We start from the raw sequence: 17,167 nt of genomic DNA, 5'->3' as shown, positions 1-17,167 counted from the left end.
CAAGGACTTTAGACATGACTGCATTCACAACCCGCCCTGAAATCCTCGGTACGTTCGGTGTCGTGACATCCACGCACTGGATTGCTTCCTCCGTTGGCATGAGCATCCTTGAAAAGGGCGGCAACGCTTTCGACGCCGCCGTCGCAACTGGCTTCGTTCTTCAGGTCCTGGAGCCGCATCTGAACGGGCCGGGCGGTGATATGCCCGCCGTGATCTATTCGAAGAAAAAGGACAAGGTCGAGGTCATCTGCGCGCAGGGACCGGCACCGGCAGGCGCCACGATCGAGCATTACAGAAACGAAGGCATCGATATCATTCCCGGAGACGGCCTGCTCTCGACCGTCATTCCCGGCGCGTTCGATGGCTGGATGCTGATGCTGCGCGATTACGGAACGATGAGCGTTCGTGACGTGCTGGAACCCGCGATCCATTACCTCGAAAATGGCCACCCGATGCTGGCGCGGGTTTCCGCCTCGATTGCCGGGCTTGCCGATTTCTTCGAAAAGGAATGGCCGACATCTTACGAGACATGGGTTCCGGGCGGTGCCGTTCCGCAGCCGCTTTCCAACTTCAAGAACCCTGTTCTTGCCGAGACATGGAAGCGGATCGTCAAGGAAGCCGAAGCCAGGGACGGGCGCGAAGCAGGTATCGAAGCCGCGCGCGATGCTTTCTACAGAGGATTTGTGGCCGAGAAGATCGCGGGTTATCTGGCACATGCCGAAGTGATGGATGCCAGCGGCACGCGCCATAAAGGCGTCTTGACCGCCGACGACATGGCCGGGTTCAAGGCCACCATCGAAGCGCCGACTACTTATGACTATCACGGCTGGACGATTGCCAAGACGGGACCATGGGGGCAGGGCCCGGTTCTGCTGCAATCGCTCGCGCTGCTGAAGGGCATCGATATTGCCAGCATGGACCCTGCGGGGCCGGAGTTCGTCCACACGGTCGTAGAGGCCATGAAGCTCGCCTATGCCGACCGTGAGGTTTATTATGGCGATCCGGAATTTGCTCAGGTGCCGATGCAGACCCTGTTGTCCGATAGCTATAATGACGAACGCCGCAACCTGATCACCGACGAGGCTTCCATGGACCTTCGTCCGGGCGCTTTGCCGGGCTTTGAAAACCAGCGTGACCTGACACTATCCATGCTCAATTCCATGCAGGGCACAGGCGCGGTCTATGAGCCAACAATGTCTCACCTGACTGAGAAACGCGGCGATACGGTCCACATCGACGTTATCGACCGGGAAGGCAACATGGTGTCCGTCACCCCATCGGGCGGCTGGTTGCAGAGTTCGCCCATCATTCCCGGCCTCGGCTTCTGCCTCAATTCACGCGCGCAGATGTTCTGGCTGAAAGAGGGGTTGCCAACTTCTCTTGCGCCGGGCAAACGCCCGCGTACCACGTTGACGCCATCGCTCGCACTGTTTGAAGGTCGCCCCACGCTGGCCTTCGGTACGCCGGGTGGGGATCAGCAGGATCAATGGCAGCTATCCTTCTTCCTGCGCTATGCGCATTTCGGCCTGAACCTTCAGGAAGCAATCGACCTGCCGCTGTTCCACACCTCGCATTTCCCCGGCTCTTTCTACCCACGCACGCGCCAGCCGGGCAATGTGATGATCGAGACCAGCATCGGTGAAGCCGCCTTGGACGAGCTCAAAAAACGCGGACACGATGTTACGCCAGCCGATCCCTGGACGGTGGGTCGTCTAACCGCTGCGAGAAGAGGCGCCGACGGCCTGCTCCGCGCTGCCGCAACGCCGCGCCTGATGCAGGCCTATGCCGTGGGGAGATGAGCCATGAAGATCAACGGGCATTCTGCTGGTGAAACGGTCCTGCGCGTCAGTAATCTGACGACCTCCTTCAAGGTCGATGATGAATGGAAGACAGTCGTTCGCGATCTTTCCTTCGAGGTGAAAGCGGGCGAAACGGTTGCGATTGTGGGCGAAAGCGGCTCCGGCAAAAGCGTTACCTCTCTCTCGCTGATGCGGCTCCTCGATCCATTGGTCAGCCGTATCGAGGGGCATGTGGAGCTGAATGGCAAAGACATCCTTTCGCTATCTGAACAGGAGATGCGCCACGTTCGCGGCAATGATGTCGCCATGATCTTTCAGGAGCCTATGACATCGCTCAACCCCGTTTTCACGGTGGGGCGGCAGATTTCGGAAGTTCTGATCCGCCACAAGGAAATGACGAAGGCGGAAGCCAGAGCGGAAACCGTCAGGTTGCTGGAGAAAGTGCGCATTCCCAATGCGGCCAATCGTTTCGATGAATATCCGCATCAGTTTTCCGGCGGCATGCGCCAGCGTGTGATGATTGCCATGGCGCTGGCATCCCGGCCAAAGCTCCTGATCGCCGATGAGCCCACGACAGCACTCGACGTAACCATTCAGGGGCAAATCCTCGATCTGATCAAGACGCTTCAGGAAGAGGAAGGCATGGCCGTTCTCTTCATCACCCACGATATGGGCGTGGTCGCGGAAATCGCAGACCGGACAATCGTGATGTTTCGCGGCGATCAGGTCGAAACCGGCGATACCTCGGATATCTTCCATCGCGGCCAGCACCCCTATACGCGGGCGCTGCTTGCGGCTGTTCCAAAACTGGGCTCGATGGATGGCCATGAGCGACCGCTACGTTTTCCCAAGGTTGACATGCAGACGGGTGAGGTTGGCGACAGCCCTGAACTCGCAGATACCGTGGAAGGCGGTTTGACGCCCGTTCTTTCGGTCCAAAATCTCGTTACCCGCTTTGCGATCCGCTCCGGCCTTTTCGGTCGTGTCACCGGTGCCGTACATGCGGTGGAGAATATCAGCTTCGATCTGTTTCAGGGCGAAACGCTGTCATTGGTGGGAGAATCCGGTTGCGGAAAGTCGACGACCGGACGTTCCATTACGCGGCTCGTAGAACCTCAGTCCGGCGAGGTCTCGCTGGATGGCTTTGACGTTCTGAAGCTTGATCCGACAGGGCTTCGCTCCATGCGCCGCAGCGTGCAAATGATCTTTCAGGATCCATTCTCCAGCCTCAATCCGCGCATGAGCGTAGGGTCGGCAGTGGCGGAACCGATGATTAAGCATCGCACAGCATCGCCATCCGAAGCGCGCAAGAAAGCCGCCGATCTGCTGGAACGGGTCGGGCTTTCGCCAACGATGATGGATCGATATCCGCACGAATTCTCCGGCGGCCAGCGCCAGCGTGTGGCCATCGCGCGGGCACTGGCGCTCAATCCAAAGGTCATCGTTGCGGATGAGAGCGTCTCGGCGCTTGATGTCTCTATCAAGGCTCAGGTCTGCAATCTGCTGATGGATTTGCAGGAGCAGTTCAGAATCGCGTTTCTCTTCATCAGCCATGACATGGCAGTGGTGGAGCGCGTCAGCCATCGCGTTGCGGTGATGTATCTCGGAGAGATCGTGGAGATCGGGCCGCGCGCGGATATCTTCTCCAACCCGCAGCATCCCTACACGAAGAATCTCATCGCGGCAGTGCCCGTCCCCGATCCCGCACGACGCGGCATCAGGCGCAATGCCGGAACGGAGGAGTTGAAGAGCCCTGTGCGCCCGGTCGGCTATATCGCTCCCGAAAGACAATATCGGGAAGTTGCTCCTGGACACCAAGTGCTTGTTTGATTGATCTGTTCGAGGATTTCTGACAGCGCATCCAACATGGGACGTGTTATTGACCCGAAAGGCCTACCAGGCCCTTGATGTTTGACCCCTAGATGGCTGTTTGCATCGGCCGCAACCCAGGTGGCAGAGAATATTGAGCGACATCGCGTGGGCAAGCAGTGGATTCTCTCGATACGCCGTCCGGGCCTCAGCGCTAAAGGCTGCCCATATTCCTTCTATGGGAACACGACCGTGTGCTGATGGCACCTCGCAACCCTCTCGCCTTGCAACGCCGACTTCTTTCGACAGCACGCTGGGGCATCTTCAGCAAGGACACGCCAAGTTTCGTCTGGAACGGTGACCTTACACCCACGGTATCTCAGCCTTGCTCAGGACACTTCAGTAGCGCCCATTCGATGAGTGCTTCCAAAGACGGGCCGAGAGCCTTTCCGAGTTCGCTAAGCGTGTATTCTACCTTGGGCGGCACCTGCGGATAAACTGTCCTTATGATGATACCGTCCTTCTCCAGTTCCTTAAGCTGCTGGATGAGCATCTTCTGGTTTACTCCCTCGATGCGACGCTCAAGCTCCGAGAAGCGAATAGGCCCATTCGCGGAAAAGAGCTGGACGATAATCACGATCTTCCACTTTCCCTCCAAAACGCGCAGGCCTTCCGCGGCAATCGCTGCCCAGACGAGTTGCTGTTGAGGATCTTCGCATCGCCAGTCACGCTTCATATACTTACCTTTTGGTGTGTATACCACTAACCGGTGGGTTCTTGCTGTAACAGCAGCCTACCATTAAATGCCGCCATACCGCAATGAGCACGCGAAGGAAAACATCATGCGAATTGGAATATTGGGGACCGGCCACATCGGAAAATCGCTGGTCCAGAAGCTCAGCGCAGCGGGCCACGACGTGAAGGTGGCAAACTCCCGCGGCCCAGAAACGATAGATACCAGCCTGTTGTCATCGGGCGCGCACGCAGTGACGGCGCAGGAAGCGGTCGTCGACGTCGATGTCGTCATCCTCTCCATTCCGCTAAAAGCTCTCGCCGGAATAGCACCAACACTCGAGAAGGTGCCTGAGGATGTGGTCGTGATCGACACATCGAACTACTATCCATTCCGCGACGGAAGGATCGAAGCTCTTGATTCAGGACAGATCGAAAGCCATTGGGTGAGCGAGCAAATCGGTCGTCACGTCGCAAAAGCATGGAACGCGATCGGCTCGGGATCTCTCGCAGATAATGTCGTTTTGCATTTAACCGTAAGATTCCGGATTAGCAGTTTCAACAAGATAGCCCGGCACTTAATTTGAGACTTGGCACTTAATTTGAGATTTTGTCTTGGATTTTGGCACTTAATATGAGATTCAGGCTTCGACGAAATCGACGGTGTTTCTGCAATGAACGATCCATTTCCCGACGAGGTTGATGAAGCGCTTTGGGATGAGGCGTTACGGCGAACGGAGGCCATCCGGGAATTTCTGATGCGTCGGTCTGGCAAGATAACAGCAGGGGACATGGCGCTGCTTGCTGCGGGACTCAAAGTCAGTCGCGCAACTGCATTCCGTCTTATCAAGCTATTTCGAGCTGGAGGAACGGTAATGTCGCTGGTGGAGCGCAAACCCGGCCGGCCTGACGGCCGCAGGATGCTCGACGACAAGCGAGAGGAAATCATCCGCACCAGCATCAGCCGATACTACTTGAATAAGAACCGCCCGGGCGTTTCTCAATTGGTCCGGGATGTGCAAACCAACTGCATTTCGGCAGGGCTCAAGCCGCCTCACCGCCGGACGATCGAAACTCGTATCCAGGACATCAACTTTCGCAAACGCGCCAAACGACGCGGCGAATCCGAAATCGTGAAGCGGACAACGGCCGTGCCAGGAGGCCTCACCGCCTCGCGTCCACTCCAGATCGTCCAAGTCGACCACACGAAAGCAGATATTTTTGTTGTCGACGAGGAGACGCGTCAACCGATCGGGAGGCCTTGGCTAACGCTGGCAATGGACGTCTGCAGTCGGATGGTGACAGGTTTCTACCTTACGATGGACGCCCCCTCCCGGCTCTCGACCAGTTTATGCTTGCTAAACTCCGTCTTTGACAAATCGCCTTGGCTGCGGGAGCGCGAGATCATCGAACCGTGGCCCGTAGCCGGACTTCCAGAGACGTTGCACGTCGATAACGGCAGCGACTTCAGGAGTCGTGCTTTCAAGAGGGGGTGTGAGGATGCGGGCATGGCGATCAATTGGCGTCCACCCGGCGAACCGCGGTTCGGTGGCCATATCGAACGGTTGATCGGCACCCAGATGGGAAAACTCCACTTACTACCCGGTACGACGTTCAGCAATGCACAGGAGCTTGGCGAATACGATTCGAAGCGGCATTCGGCGCTGACTTTGCGCGAACTCGAGCGATACATCGCCCTCGACATTGTTGGTAACTACCATCAGTCGATCCACGGCAGTCTAGGCCGCCCGCCAATCGCCGTCTGGCGCGAGCACGAGGGTGAAATTCCGCTCCGATTGCCGCAGGATCGCTTGCGTTTTTGGCTGACATTCCTGCCCGAGCAGGAGCGCACACTGCAACCAACCGGGATCCACCTGTTTGGACTGCGTTATTGGTCGGCAGCCCTCAGTGCCGACGTCGGGAATGCAAATCGCCGGTTGCTCGTCAAATACGATCCTCGGGACATGTCTCGTGTCTTCGTGCGGCGACAATCGGGAAACTTCGTGGAAGCTCGCTACGCCGATCTTACCTTGCCTTCGATAACACTGCACGAAGCCTTGGCGGCGCGCCGAGCGCTTCGGGCGAAGGGGCGACGAGAGGTGAATACCCGCATCATCGTTGGCACAGCGATCGAGCAGCGCAAGCTGGTGGATGCAGCGGTCAAGGCGACAGCGACTGCCCGGCGAGGCCGCCCTGCCCGCGCGAAAACGAAAGTGGATGATGGCAGTTGGGGCTCGCTTCGGGGGATCGACTCCAGCAAACCTGTTGCTTTCGAGGACACGGAATGACCTTGCATGAACACGGAAATCTCTCACCTGACTGCGAATGCCGCGGTACTGCTCGGTGAAGCAGACAAACAGCGCATCCGCGCGATAAGATCACGTCGCTGGCTCGTTTATCCTCGTGCCAAGCAGGTGCTTGATCGCCTCAACCTCCTCGTCGATCATCCACGCGGGACGCGAATGCCTTCCATTGCCATATACGGTGACAGTGGAATGGGCAAAACAATGATCATGAATCGTTTCCGTGAGCAACATCCGCCAAGCTTCAATTCGCTCACCGGCAGACTGAAAACGCCGGTTCTCGCAATGGAGATGACCAGCCGGCCTGGTGAGAGACGGTTTTATGCCGAACTTCTGACGCTCCTCGGCGCACCACAGCGGCCGCGCGCCGATATTGCACAAATGGAGCAGGCTGCGTTGCGCATCATGGAAGCAATCGGCGTGCAAGTGCTGGTGATTGACGAAGTGCATAACATTCTCGCTGGAACATATCGCGAGCAACGCATCGTCCTCAACACATTGCGCTTTCTAAGCAACCGCCTTCAGATCTCGCTCGTCTGCTTCGGGGTCAATGACGCCCGTGAGGCCATTGGCGGCGATGTACAATTGGCGCGCCGCTTCGAACAGTTCACGCTGAGCCGCTGGGTTGCAAATGAGCAGTTCGAAATCTTGGTCGCCTTGATCCCGCCACGGTGTTGCGCATGACGTTCTCGAACATCACGCGGTCGTCGCGGCGCCTGATTGCAAGCGAGCCCCGGCAATTATGTTGCAGCTGTAGTCCGATTACTGACGAGTTGCATCCCGTTCTTCGTATCCGGTTTCTCGGCTGGCGCATCACCTGTCCGCTTTGTGGTAACCTCCTTCAGAACGCTGACGGGGTGCCGCGACGCTCTCCCTTCAGTCGCTATCACAATAGTGCTCTTATAGGAGAACAGCTTCTCGACGACGAGGCCGAGCTAGGCATGCAAAACTGGATGCCGCCAAGCGAAGTTGCTCGCCTCCTCCTGATGCGGCGCGTCCCAAGTCCTTTGCCCGATCACTACCAACCATCAAACTATAGGGTGCTCGGCGTCATTATTCCTGATCTCGACGACGTCCTCAGGGTGCAAAATAGCGAACTTCCGTCGCGAGCGAGCGCGCTCTTGCCGCTGCACTTGAGGCCGGCTCTTTTAGCTGGTGTAGCCATCGTCCAGCGTGCGGGCCCGGAGATGCTTCACATGCTGCGAAGCCATTTGATGGGAGAGAACAAAGCTCGCTTCGGGAGAGACATAGACGAGATCGTGGACTGCGCACGTCAATCACGGACCTCTTCGCAGTTGCACTTAATTTGAGATTCCTTGCCTGTAGAATCTCAAATTAAATGCCAAACAAGAAATAAACGGCCGCATTCTTACGTTTAAGTGCCAAACGACAGATAACGGCAAGCCTGCTGGCGCACGGGGACGTATCGCAATTCCCGTCGCGGCTGACCGCGACCAGGCTCGGCAGGTCACGATGTTGCTGGTCGAGGATACTGGCTTTGACGCTTTCGACGCAGGTGGATTGGCCAACTCGTGGCGACAGCAGCCCGGCGCGCCCGCCTACTGCACCGACCTGATGCGAAACGAAATGGAAGGTGCGCTCGCAGCGGCCGAGAGATCTCGCTTGGCCAAGCGCCGGGATATCGTATTCGAAACCATCATGGAGCGCATGGGCGACGGCACGACCAACCCAGACGGAGACTGGCCCGTTCGCCTTGCACGGGCAGTGCAGATGTAACGTCGCGCTCAGCACGAAAGCGATTTCCCTCCAACTGAGTATCATCGCAATCGCCGCGCCTTCCCACGAAATCGTATAAGGACTTAAGATATGAAAGCTGTCCGATGGACATCCGACACCAAGCCTGAACTGGAAATACATGAAGAGCCGACGTTTACCCCGGGTTGGAACGATGTTCTGATCCGCGTGCACGCCGCCTCCCTCAATTTCCGGGACCAGGCTATTCTCGACGGGGAATATGGCGGGCCAACCCAGCCCAACGGCATCCCCCTGTCTGACGGCGCAGGTGAGGTGGTCGCGGTAGGCGACGGGGTCACGCGGACAAAGGTCGGTGACCGCGTCAGCGCGTCTTGCCATCCGCAATGGATTGGTGGACTGCCTCGACCAGAGTACCAGCTCGACAGTCTGGGCATGACGACGAATGGATGGCTCGCGGAATATCTCGTGGTGCATGAGAATGCGATCGTGCATCTGCCGGAATATCTCTCCTATGTCGAGGCGGCGTCGCTGCCTTGCGCCGCCGTTACGGCGTGGACCGCCCTCAACCGGTCTTCGCCCCTCCAGCCCGGCCAAACCGTTCTAGTGCAGGGAACCGGCGGAGTTGCGCTATTCTCGCTTCAGGTCGCAAGGATGTTCGGTGCTCGCGTGCTGGCAATCACCTCCTCGGACGAACGGCCGAAATCCTCAGAAAGCTGGGAGCCGATGGCGTGGTCAACTACCGAAGCCATCTAGACTGGGATCGAAAAATCCTCGCTCTCACCGATGGCAGAGGCGTCGACAAGACCATCGATATCGCTGGCGAGAAGACCATCGTGAAGTCTGCAGCCTCGACCCGACCTGGAGGCGACATCACGATTGTGGGCTTTACCAGCGGTTTCGGCGGTGGATTACCACCATACGACATTCTGGCGCGTTCACTTTCGGTTGCGGGATCGGCGATTGGGCCACGGGAGAACTTCGAGGCTCTGCTCCGCGCGATGGACATGCATCAGGTGAAGCCTGCTATCGATCAGATCTTCCCATTCGCGGACTTCAGGGATGCTTTCCGGCGACTTAAGAGCGGAAACCACATCGGTAAGGTCGTAGTCGACATCGCGCACTAAGCAATGGTGCCAAGTATGTGCTTGCAAGCCCCAGCTTTAGCCGCTGGAGCTTGCGGAGGCGAACAGTGATGTCGGCTTCACTTGACCGCCAATCACATTTTGCGGGCAAGCTTGCACGCGGCGCAGCGCCCTTTTCTGGCACCTTGCCGGTGGAGGCCGCCAATACAGCCTAAGGCCACGACGCCCGGATGTGGGCTGGTCCGGCCTAAATTAATCGGCTGCCTTAGCAGTTGTCCCCTGCATCTAGACTGTTCGTTGAGGTTGCAAAGTAAAAAGGGCGTTTCATGTTCGCGCAGTGTTAAGACCCCGACTTTACCGAAACCTAACTGCTATTCACGGTATTGTTGCGGAGCGTGCTCGACACAGCGATCTTGTGCCAACTCTTTCACTGCGATCTCAATCTATTTTAGATGATGAGTGAAATCCTGTTGCAAGATTGGAAATCTACGACTTATATTATCTACAAAATCTATAAAATTAAGAACATTCGAACTTCAATATAGGGTGCGAAGTATTCAAGCTGCCTTCCTGAACCGGAGGCAAAAAATGTAGCTACTCGAACCTTTCCCGCTCGGACGTTATGAATTGAAGAACCGCATTGTCATGGCTCCTCTAGGTCGAGCACGCGGAGATGCAGATCGGGCACCCAAGGAGCTGGTCGCGATCCACTACACCCAGCGCGCATCAGCTGGCCTACTTATCACCGAAGCTTGTCATGTATCTCCATCCAGCGCGACCAGGGTCTTCTCGACCGCAAATCACACCCATTACCAAAGCCAAGAGTGGAAGAAAGTTGTCGAAAGCGTCCATGAAGCCGGTGGGGTGATTTTCCAGCAGCTCACGCATGTCGGTCGCAAGGCATTGCTTTCTGGGCTGCCGGACGGCGAACATCCTGTAGCTCCTTCGGCCATCGCCGCTTTTGGTGGCATCATGAAAACTCAAGGTCTCGAAGAGTTTCCTGTGCCACGTGCGCTCGAACTGCACGAGATAGCACCAATCGTCGAAGATTTCAGGCGTTCGGCAGCTTTATCCCGTGAAGCCGGTTTCGATGGTATCGAACTTCTCGCCGCCAACGGATTTCTGATCGATCAGTTTCTGAGGGACGCGACCAACAAGCGAACCGACGAGTATGGCGGTTCAGTCGAAAACAGAGCCCGTTTCTTGCTGGAGGTGGTCGATGCTGTAATCTCCGAGTTTGGAGCAGACCGGGTTGGCGTTCGTTTGTCTCCCTATTTCCGCGCCGACAAGATTGACGATTCCGATCCCTTGAGCCTTTTTTCTTATGTCGCAAAAGAACTCAATCGCAGGGGCATCGCCTATATCCATCTGCTCGAAAGCAGGAGCTACGATGAGACCGGCGACATTCCACTGCATCAAAGGCTCGTTTCCAAGGCGAAAGGTGGAGCAGGTCCCCGACCTGGCCAGCCCTTCCTGGCGCCAATCATCAGGAAGCTGTTCGACGGGGCCTTGATCCTGAATAGCGGATACGATCGGGAAACAGCGGAAGAGGCAATTGTGACCGGTTACGCGGACGCTGTTTCTTTCGGGAGACTTTATATCTCCCAACCCGGACTTGCCGGAGCGGTTCCGTGCCGGCGCTTCGCTAACCGAACCTGATACCACTACCTATTATACCAACGGGCCAGAAGGTTACATCGACTATCCGTTTTTGGATCAGGAAGCAGCCGTCGCCGCACACGCATAAATCGCGGTGGCGCCCTCAACCGGGTCAGAAACGAAAGTTTTTCATGAACACGCACAATCGACCGCCAGCAATCCTAACGGATCTGCTCCTTCAAAGCCTGACAGACGAGTTTGCCAAAACAGCTGCCAGATACGACCTAGATGCGACGTTTCCGTTTGATAACTTCAGACGGCTGACTGAGCACAAGCTCCTCGCACTCACTGTGCCCACCTCGCTCGGAGGACTGGGCGGAGGGCTGGCCGACTCGGCTCGACTTGTCTCTGCTGTTGGAGCAGGCGAGGCATCAACCGGGCTGCTCGTTGCGATGAACTGCATGATGCACCACTTGCTGGGGAAAAAACCTTCTCCGGCATATGAAGAGATCGCCGCGGCGGCCCTTAAGGGCACCGGCGTTCTGAATGCGTTGCAGGCCGAGCCGGATCTTGGCTCGGCGGTGCGCGGCGGACTACCGGGAACCGTCGTCAGCCAGCAAACCGATGGCAGCTTCAAACTGAACGGTCGTAAGGCCTATGCCACCGGCAGCCCGATTGTCGGATGGTGGTTGACGCTTGTGAGGACCGATGAAGAGCATCCGAGGGTGGGGACCGTGCTGGTGCCAAGCAACTCTCCCGGTCTGGAAATCGTTCCCACCTGGAATCACGCCGGGCTTCGCGCAACCGCTAGCCACGAGATCAGGTTCAACGATGTGCATTTGCCAGAGAACGCGGCCACTGGGTTCCTGCCGGCGGGTTCGCCCGAACTTGCGTCGCGCCGGGCCATCATCGACGTCTGGTCATGCATTCTCACGGCTGCGCTCTACGACGGGATAGCCAAGGCAGGCAGGGATTGGCTCCGCAGTTTCCTTAAAGAGCGTGCCCCGTCCAACCTCGGCGCTTCGTTGGCGACTGTACCTCGAATCCAAGGCGTTGTCGGCGAAATTGAGGCTCTGCTTCTTGTCAATCGAGTCTTGATCGAAAACGCGGCACACACTGCCGATGCTGCCCCTGTCCCCGATCCGGTTCATGCGCAATTGGTAAAGCATATCGCCACCAACAATGCTGTGAAGGCTCTCGAACTTGCTTTGAGCGTTTCTGGAAATCACGGCCTTGACCGAGCAAATCCACTTGAACGTCATTTTCGTGACGTGCTTTGCGGTCGCGTCCATGCTCCCCAGTCTGACACCATTCTTGTGAATGCCGGGAAGGCATTCCTTTTTGCATAACCGGCGCGGAGACCCCATGAGCAACTCTCGTACATCGATTTTAACACTGCGCAGGCGTTCCTTTCTCGCGGGTGCCGCTGCAACCCTTGCATTTTCCGGGCAAAGCTTTGCTGACACGCCGATCCGCGGAGGAACCCTTGTCGCAGTCGTGTATCCGGGCGAGCCAAACGTTCTCACCTCAGCAGTGGTTCAGACCGGACAAGTGCAGACAGTGTCAGCCAAAATTTTCGACGGACTGATTACTTTCGGCGACAACTTCGAAATCAAGCCGGAACTGGCGACCAAGTGGACAACGAGCGAGGACGGTAAAGAACTTCGTTTCGATTTGCGGCAAGGCGTTCGCTGGCACGATGGCGAACCGTTTACGTCCGCTGACGTCAAATATACTTATGACAACGTCTGGATGAAAATTCATCCCCGCGCGCGGGCAACTTTCGCGGCCGTCGACGTGGTGGAAACTCCTGATCCACTCACCGTCATCTTCAAACTTAATAACCCGTCCGGCGTCATTCTCGGTGCGTTGAACGGCCTGGAGTCGACAATCCTGCCGAAACACCTTTACGAAGGCACGGATGTTCTCACCAACCCCCACAATGTAAATCCGATCGGAACAGGACCCTTCCGCTTCAAGGAATGGGTGCGCGGCGATCGTATCGTCCTCGAGCGCAACCCCGACTACTGGGATAGTGGGAAGCCATATCTCGATCAGATCGTCTATCGTGTTATCCCTGATGCAACCGCCCGTTACGCAGCTTTTGAATCCGGCGCCATTCAACTGGGTACTCTCACCCCAATCTCTCTCAGCGATCTGGCATTGGCACAAAAGAGCGAAACGCTGAACGTGGATTTCCACGGCTATGAATGGTTGGCGTCGGCCATTGTCGCCGATTTCAACGTCCGCAGGCCACCATTCAACGATGTCCGTGTACGCCGTGCCTTCGCGCATGCCTTCGATCTAAACGCGTTCGTCAAGGTCACCACCCGAGGGCTGGCGAAGCCAGGGACGTCGCCTGTTTTGTCCACACAGACAAAATTTTACGCGAACGAGGGGCTCCCCGCGTACAAATTCGACCGCTCGATCGCGGAGCAGCTTCTCGATGAGGCCGGATACGCAAGAAAGGCGGACGGTACAAGATTTGCCATCACCATCGACTGGCTACCGTTTGGCGAGAGCTTCCAGAGATTTGCGGAGTTCGCCCGACAGGCTTTCAAGGCGATCGGGATCGAGGCAACGATCCGCAATCAGGATCTCCCGCAGTTTTTCCGCCGCGTCTATTCGCAAAACGACTTTGATTTTGCAATATCATATCGCGCAGGTCTGGGTGACCCGCAGATCGGTATCGATCGCGTGATCTGGACCAAAGCCATTTTGAAGGACATACCCTGGTCAAACGGTTCAGGTTACAGCTCCCCGGAAATGGACGCCTTGATCGAGGCTGCCCATGTGGCATCGACCGAAGATAAGCGCGTTGCGCTTTACAAGAAAATTCAGGTTCTCGCACAAACGGATATTCCGACATTTACGCTGGCCGAAAACCGGCAGTTCACAATTGCCTCCAAGCGTCTTCATGGTCTCGGCACGGGCTCAATTGCTGTGTTTGACTCACTCAAAGATGCGTGGCTGGAAGGATGACGGAAGGTAAGCCCCATTCTGGTGAAAAGATAGGAAAGCGGAACGGTCGGTTGCTCTACGTAACCGTGCGGGCATGCCAGATGGTCCCGACGCTTTTCCTTCTGTTTCTGGCGGCATTTACCCTGCTGCATCTTGCTCCCGGAGATGCCGCGCAAGTTTTGGCAGGAGAATCTGGCGGAGGAGACGCCGCGTATCTGGCAAATTTGCGAGCCAGATTCGGATTGGACGAACCAATTTATGTTCAATTCCTTCTCTACGCCCGCAACGTCCTGTCCGGCGATCGTGGCTTCTCATTCCGCAATAATATGAACGTCGTCGATTTGATCGGATCGCGACTTCTACCAACACTACTTTTGACGGGGTCGGCAATGGTGGTCGCTGTCGCCTTAGGCATGACGGGTGGCGCGATCGCGGCCGCGCATGCCGGGAAATGGCAGGATCGCGTCATCAGCGGTATGGCTCTCCTAATTTACGCCACGCCGGGATTTCTTCTGGGAATTGGTCTCATGATCCTGTTTGGCGTAAAATTTCGCTGGCTGCCGATCGGTGGTTTTGTTGCGCCTCACGGCATCGAGACAGGTTTCCAATATGCCGCGAGCGTAGGCCGCCACCTAGTGCTGCCGATGATTACGCTAGGAGCACTCTACTCTGCTATCTACGCACGCTTCACGCGCGGGTCCATGCTCGAAGTATACGTCCAGGATCACGTCCGGACGGCGAGAGCAAAGGGCGTTGTCGCCTCTCGGACCGTTTTGCGGCACGTCATTCGAAACGCATCGTTGCCGCTCATCACACTTGTCGGGATGCAGGCCGGTTCACTTCTGAGCGGCGCAATTCTAGTCGAGACCGTCTTCGCATGGCCGGGTCTTGGAAGGCTTGCTTTCGAAGCGGTGCAACAGCGTGACTACAATTTGCTCGCAGGGTTGGTTTTGATCACCGGCACGCTCGTTGTGCTGGTGAATCTGTGTGTGGACATGCTTTACGCCGTACTCGATCCAAGGGTGTCTTTGAAATGACGACCGATACCGAACGACAGGCATTTCCTGAGGTGATGTTCCGTGTCCCGAACAGACTATGGCAATTTTTTCGAACCTGGCGAACGCTTCCGTGGTCTCTGCACGTCGGCTTGCTCATTCTATTCGTGCAACTGACGACGGCTTTTCTAGCGAATGTGCTTTATCCGACTGACCCATTCGAAATGGTCGGCATGCCGTTCCTGGCTCCTAGAGACGATCCGCAATTTCCGTTGGGCACAGATATTCTAGGCCGGGATATAGCCTCCGGGATTGTTCACGGAAGCCGCGTCTCGTTGCTCGTGGGAATAGCTGCGACACTGATTGCCACATGTGTTGGCACCACTATTGGTCTCGTGTCGGGATATTTTGGAGGATGGATAGATCATGCCCTCATGCGGATTACCGAACTTTTCCAGGTCATTCCGCACTTCCTCTTTGCCATTATTCTGGTCTCGATCCTGGGCGCTGATCTGTCGAACATCATAATCGCCATTGGACTGACGAGTTGGTCCATGGTCGCCCGCCTTGCGCGTGCAGAAGCTATGGCGCTCCGGGAACTCGACTTCGTAAAAATTTCCGTCGTCATGGGTGGCGGACACCTGCGCGCGGTCTTTAATCATATCCTGCCGAATGCCCTGCCCCCAGTGATAGTGTCAGCCTCCATTCTGACAGCGCTCGCCGTGCTGACGGAGGCGGGCCTTGCATTTTTCGGGATGAGCGACAGTAACCATCTCAGTTGGGGAAGCATGATCGGCGCCTCTCGCGATGCTTTGCTGACCGCACCGTACATGACCCTCATTCCGGGTGCCGCAATTGTTCTGGCAGTCCTCGGACTGAGCCTGATCGGCGACGGACTTGGGCAACTGCTTCGACGGGGAGCCCGGCTTTGACCAGCGATACCGTGCTGCGCGCCCGCAATCTTGCGATAGCCGTGCCGGGATATCGGCATCATGTTGACGCCGTTTGCGGTGTTGATATCGAGGTCGTCAGAGGTGAAACTCTGGCGATCGTTGGAGAATCCGGTTGCGGAAAATCGCTGACTGCCCTTGCTCTGGCGGGGCTTCTTCCCGATCGCGTGCGAATTTCCGGTGGAACCGTCGAAATTCTTGGACAGGACGTGTCACGACAGTCTGAGAAAGTGTGGCGGTCGTTAAGAGGCGACCGGATCTCGATGATTTTTCAGGATCCTATGTCCGCACTCAACCCGGTTCTTACGATCGGCGAGCAGATTGTCGAGGCTATCCGTGCGCATCGATCCGTTCGCAAGCGTGCGGCATTGGAAGAAGGCGTCGATCTGCTCCGTAGGGTGAAGTTGCAGGACCCTAGGGGCTGCATGGAGGCTTATCCACATCAGTTGTCGGGCGGGATGAGGCAACGCGTCTTGATCGCCATGGCAATCGCAAATCGCCCTGATATTCTTATCGCGGATGAACCGACGACTGCGCTCGATGCAACTGTCCAGGCCGATATTCTAGCACTACTCGCCGATCTCAAACGTGAAACGGGAATGGCTCTGGTCCTGATAACGCACGACCTCACGCTCGTCTCACGATGGGCCAACCGGATCATGGTGATGTATGCCGGTAAGGTAGTCGAAACGCGCGAGGCAAAGTCCATGCTCACTCATGCTGCTCATCCCTACACAAGCGCTCTGCTCGCTGCCCGGCCATACAGGCGGCCCCAAACAGGTCAGAGGCCACGGTTAGCGGAGATCAAAGGGCGCGTGCCATCGCCGCAGGATCGGCCCCACGGTTGCGGTTTTGCTGGCCGCTGCGACTTCATCATGCCTCAATGTAGGCTTGCATCTCCACTGCCGACGAAAGTCTCTGATGGAAGTGTCTGGTGTCACGTCACGACAGAACGGCAAGGACGCGAGTCAGGAGGAATTGCATGACCTCCCCAAGTGAACAGAAGGTACCACTGCTCGAAGTGCGAGGGCTCTCGGTGTCATTCGAAAGAAGAGGCCAACGCACTGACGCAGTCAGGAGCGTGTCCTTCGATCTCAAGGCAGGCGAAGTATGCGCCATTGTGGGACCATTGCAAAACCCGACGAATATGATTCACTTTGTTTGTGAGCGATCGAAGGGGCGGTGGCATGGCGATGAAGAGCGGTTCTCAGTTCAGCTTTG

Annotated in this window: 15 protein-coding genes and 2 pseudogenes; 15 read left to right on the top strand and 2 right to left on the bottom strand. The window is 56.8% G+C overall.

The features are described from left to right. The first annotated feature begins 14 nt into the window (after positions 1-14). Both G6L28_RS18815 and G6L28_RS18810 read left to right on the top strand, forming a co-directional pair. On the top strand, positions 15-1,799 hold the full coding sequence (locus G6L28_RS18815) for a gamma-glutamyltransferase family protein (RefSeq protein ID WP_174065468.1): 1,785 nt from the start codon (positions 15-17) through the stop codon (positions 1,797-1,799). 3 nt (positions 1,800-1,802) lie between these two features. Further along, the gene (locus tag G6L28_RS18810; protein WP_174065467.1) at positions 1,803-3,629 is read left to right on the top strand and encodes an ABC transporter ATP-binding protein; all 1,827 of its coding nucleotides are present in this window, start codon (positions 1,803-1,805) and stop codon (positions 3,627-3,629) included. Positions 3,630-3,987: 358 nt separating this feature from the next. On the opposite strand, the gene G6L28_RS18805 is transcribed toward G6L28_RS18810, so the two are convergent. After that, entirely contained in the window at positions 3,988-4,344 is a 357-nt protein-coding gene (locus tag G6L28_RS18805) for a winged helix-turn-helix transcriptional regulator (RefSeq protein WP_174065466.1), read from the bottom strand. A gap of 106 nt (positions 4,345-4,450) precedes the next feature. Between G6L28_RS18805 and G6L28_RS18800 the strand changes: the two genes are divergently transcribed. The 3 genes and pseudogenes from G6L28_RS18800 to G6L28_RS18790 all read left to right on the top strand — a co-directional run. Then, entirely contained in the window at positions 4,451-4,927 is a 477-nt protein-coding gene (locus G6L28_RS18800; RefSeq protein WP_174065465.1) for an NADPH-dependent F420 reductase, read from the top strand. Between the two features lie 87 nt (positions 4,928-5,014). Next, positions 5,015-6,628 (top strand): Mu transposase C-terminal domain-containing protein, encoded by a 1,614-nt coding sequence (locus G6L28_RS18795; protein WP_174065464.1) that lies wholly within the window; start codon positions 5,015-5,017, stop codon positions 6,626-6,628. 6 nt (positions 6,629-6,634) lie between these two features. Beyond that, a pseudogene (locus G6L28_RS18790) lies at positions 6,635-7,306 on the top strand (TniB family NTP-binding protein); the annotation flags it as partial. A gap of 485 nt (positions 7,307-7,791) precedes the next feature. On the opposite strand, the gene G6L28_RS23080 reads toward G6L28_RS18790, so the two are convergent. After that, positions 7,792-7,920 (bottom strand): hypothetical protein, encoded by a 129-nt coding sequence (locus G6L28_RS23080; protein WP_272955854.1) that lies wholly within the window; start codon positions 7,918-7,920, stop codon positions 7,792-7,794. Between the two features lie 196 nt (positions 7,921-8,116). Between G6L28_RS23080 and G6L28_RS18785 the strand changes: the two genes are divergently transcribed. From G6L28_RS18785 to G6L28_RS22790, 10 genes and pseudogenes are all read left to right on the top strand, one after another. Beyond that, positions 8,117-8,380 carry a hypothetical protein gene (locus G6L28_RS18785; RefSeq protein ID WP_174065462.1) on the top strand — a complete coding sequence of 88 codons (264 nt, stop codon included), beginning with the start codon at positions 8,117-8,119 and terminating at the stop codon, positions 8,378-8,380. A gap of 90 nt (positions 8,381-8,470) precedes the next feature. After that, positions 8,471-9,112 (top strand): zinc-dependent alcohol dehydrogenase family protein, encoded by a 642-nt coding sequence (locus G6L28_RS22745; RefSeq protein WP_202033765.1) that lies wholly within the window; start codon positions 8,471-8,473, stop codon positions 9,110-9,112. After that, positions 9,088-9,483 (top strand): zinc-binding dehydrogenase, encoded by a 396-nt coding sequence (locus tag G6L28_RS22740; RefSeq protein ID WP_202033763.1) that lies wholly within the window; start codon positions 9,088-9,090, stop codon positions 9,481-9,483. Before G6L28_RS22745 ends, G6L28_RS22740 begins: the two co-directional genes overlap by 25 nt. 585 nt (positions 9,484-10,068) lie before the next feature. Then, positions 10,069-11,100, top strand: a complete 1,032-nt coding sequence (locus tag G6L28_RS18775) for an alkene reductase (RefSeq protein ID WP_337795778.1) — start codon at positions 10,069-10,071, stop codon at positions 11,098-11,100. A gap of 131 nt (positions 11,101-11,231) precedes the next feature. Then, on the top strand, positions 11,232-12,389 hold the full coding sequence (locus tag G6L28_RS18770) for an acyl-CoA dehydrogenase family protein (RefSeq protein ID WP_174065460.1): 1,158 nt from the start codon (positions 11,232-11,234) through the stop codon (positions 12,387-12,389). Positions 12,390-12,405: 16 nt separating this feature from the next. Next, on the top strand, positions 12,406-14,022 hold the full coding sequence (locus tag G6L28_RS18765; protein WP_174065458.1) for an ABC transporter substrate-binding protein: 1,617 nt from the start codon (positions 12,406-12,408) through the stop codon (positions 14,020-14,022). Next, on the top strand, positions 14,019-15,038 hold the full coding sequence (locus G6L28_RS18760; protein WP_174065456.1) for an ABC transporter permease: 1,020 nt from the start codon (positions 14,019-14,021) through the stop codon (positions 15,036-15,038). The genes G6L28_RS18765 and G6L28_RS18760 overlap by 4 nt, the downstream gene beginning before the upstream one ends. After that, positions 15,035-15,928 (top strand): ABC transporter permease, encoded by an 894-nt coding sequence (locus tag G6L28_RS18755; RefSeq protein ID WP_234902647.1) that lies wholly within the window; start codon positions 15,035-15,037, stop codon positions 15,926-15,928. The genes G6L28_RS18760 and G6L28_RS18755 overlap by 4 nt, the downstream gene beginning before the upstream one ends. Beyond that, positions 15,925-16,932 carry an ABC transporter ATP-binding protein gene (locus tag G6L28_RS18750; RefSeq protein ID WP_174065454.1) on the top strand — a complete coding sequence of 336 codons (1,008 nt, stop codon included), beginning with the start codon at positions 15,925-15,927 and terminating at the stop codon, positions 16,930-16,932. Before G6L28_RS18755 ends, G6L28_RS18750 begins: the two co-directional genes overlap by 4 nt. Further along, positions 16,929-17,167: pseudogene (locus G6L28_RS22790) on the top strand (hypothetical protein); the annotation flags it as partial. The gene G6L28_RS18750 and the pseudogene G6L28_RS22790, both read left to right, overlap by 4 nt.

Source organism: Agrobacterium larrymoorei, from assembly GCF_013322225.1.
GTDB classification, from domain to species: Bacteria; Pseudomonadota; Alphaproteobacteria; order Rhizobiales; family Rhizobiaceae; genus Agrobacterium; species Agrobacterium larrymoorei_A.
This window is presented reverse-complemented; position numbering and strand designations above follow the sequence as displayed.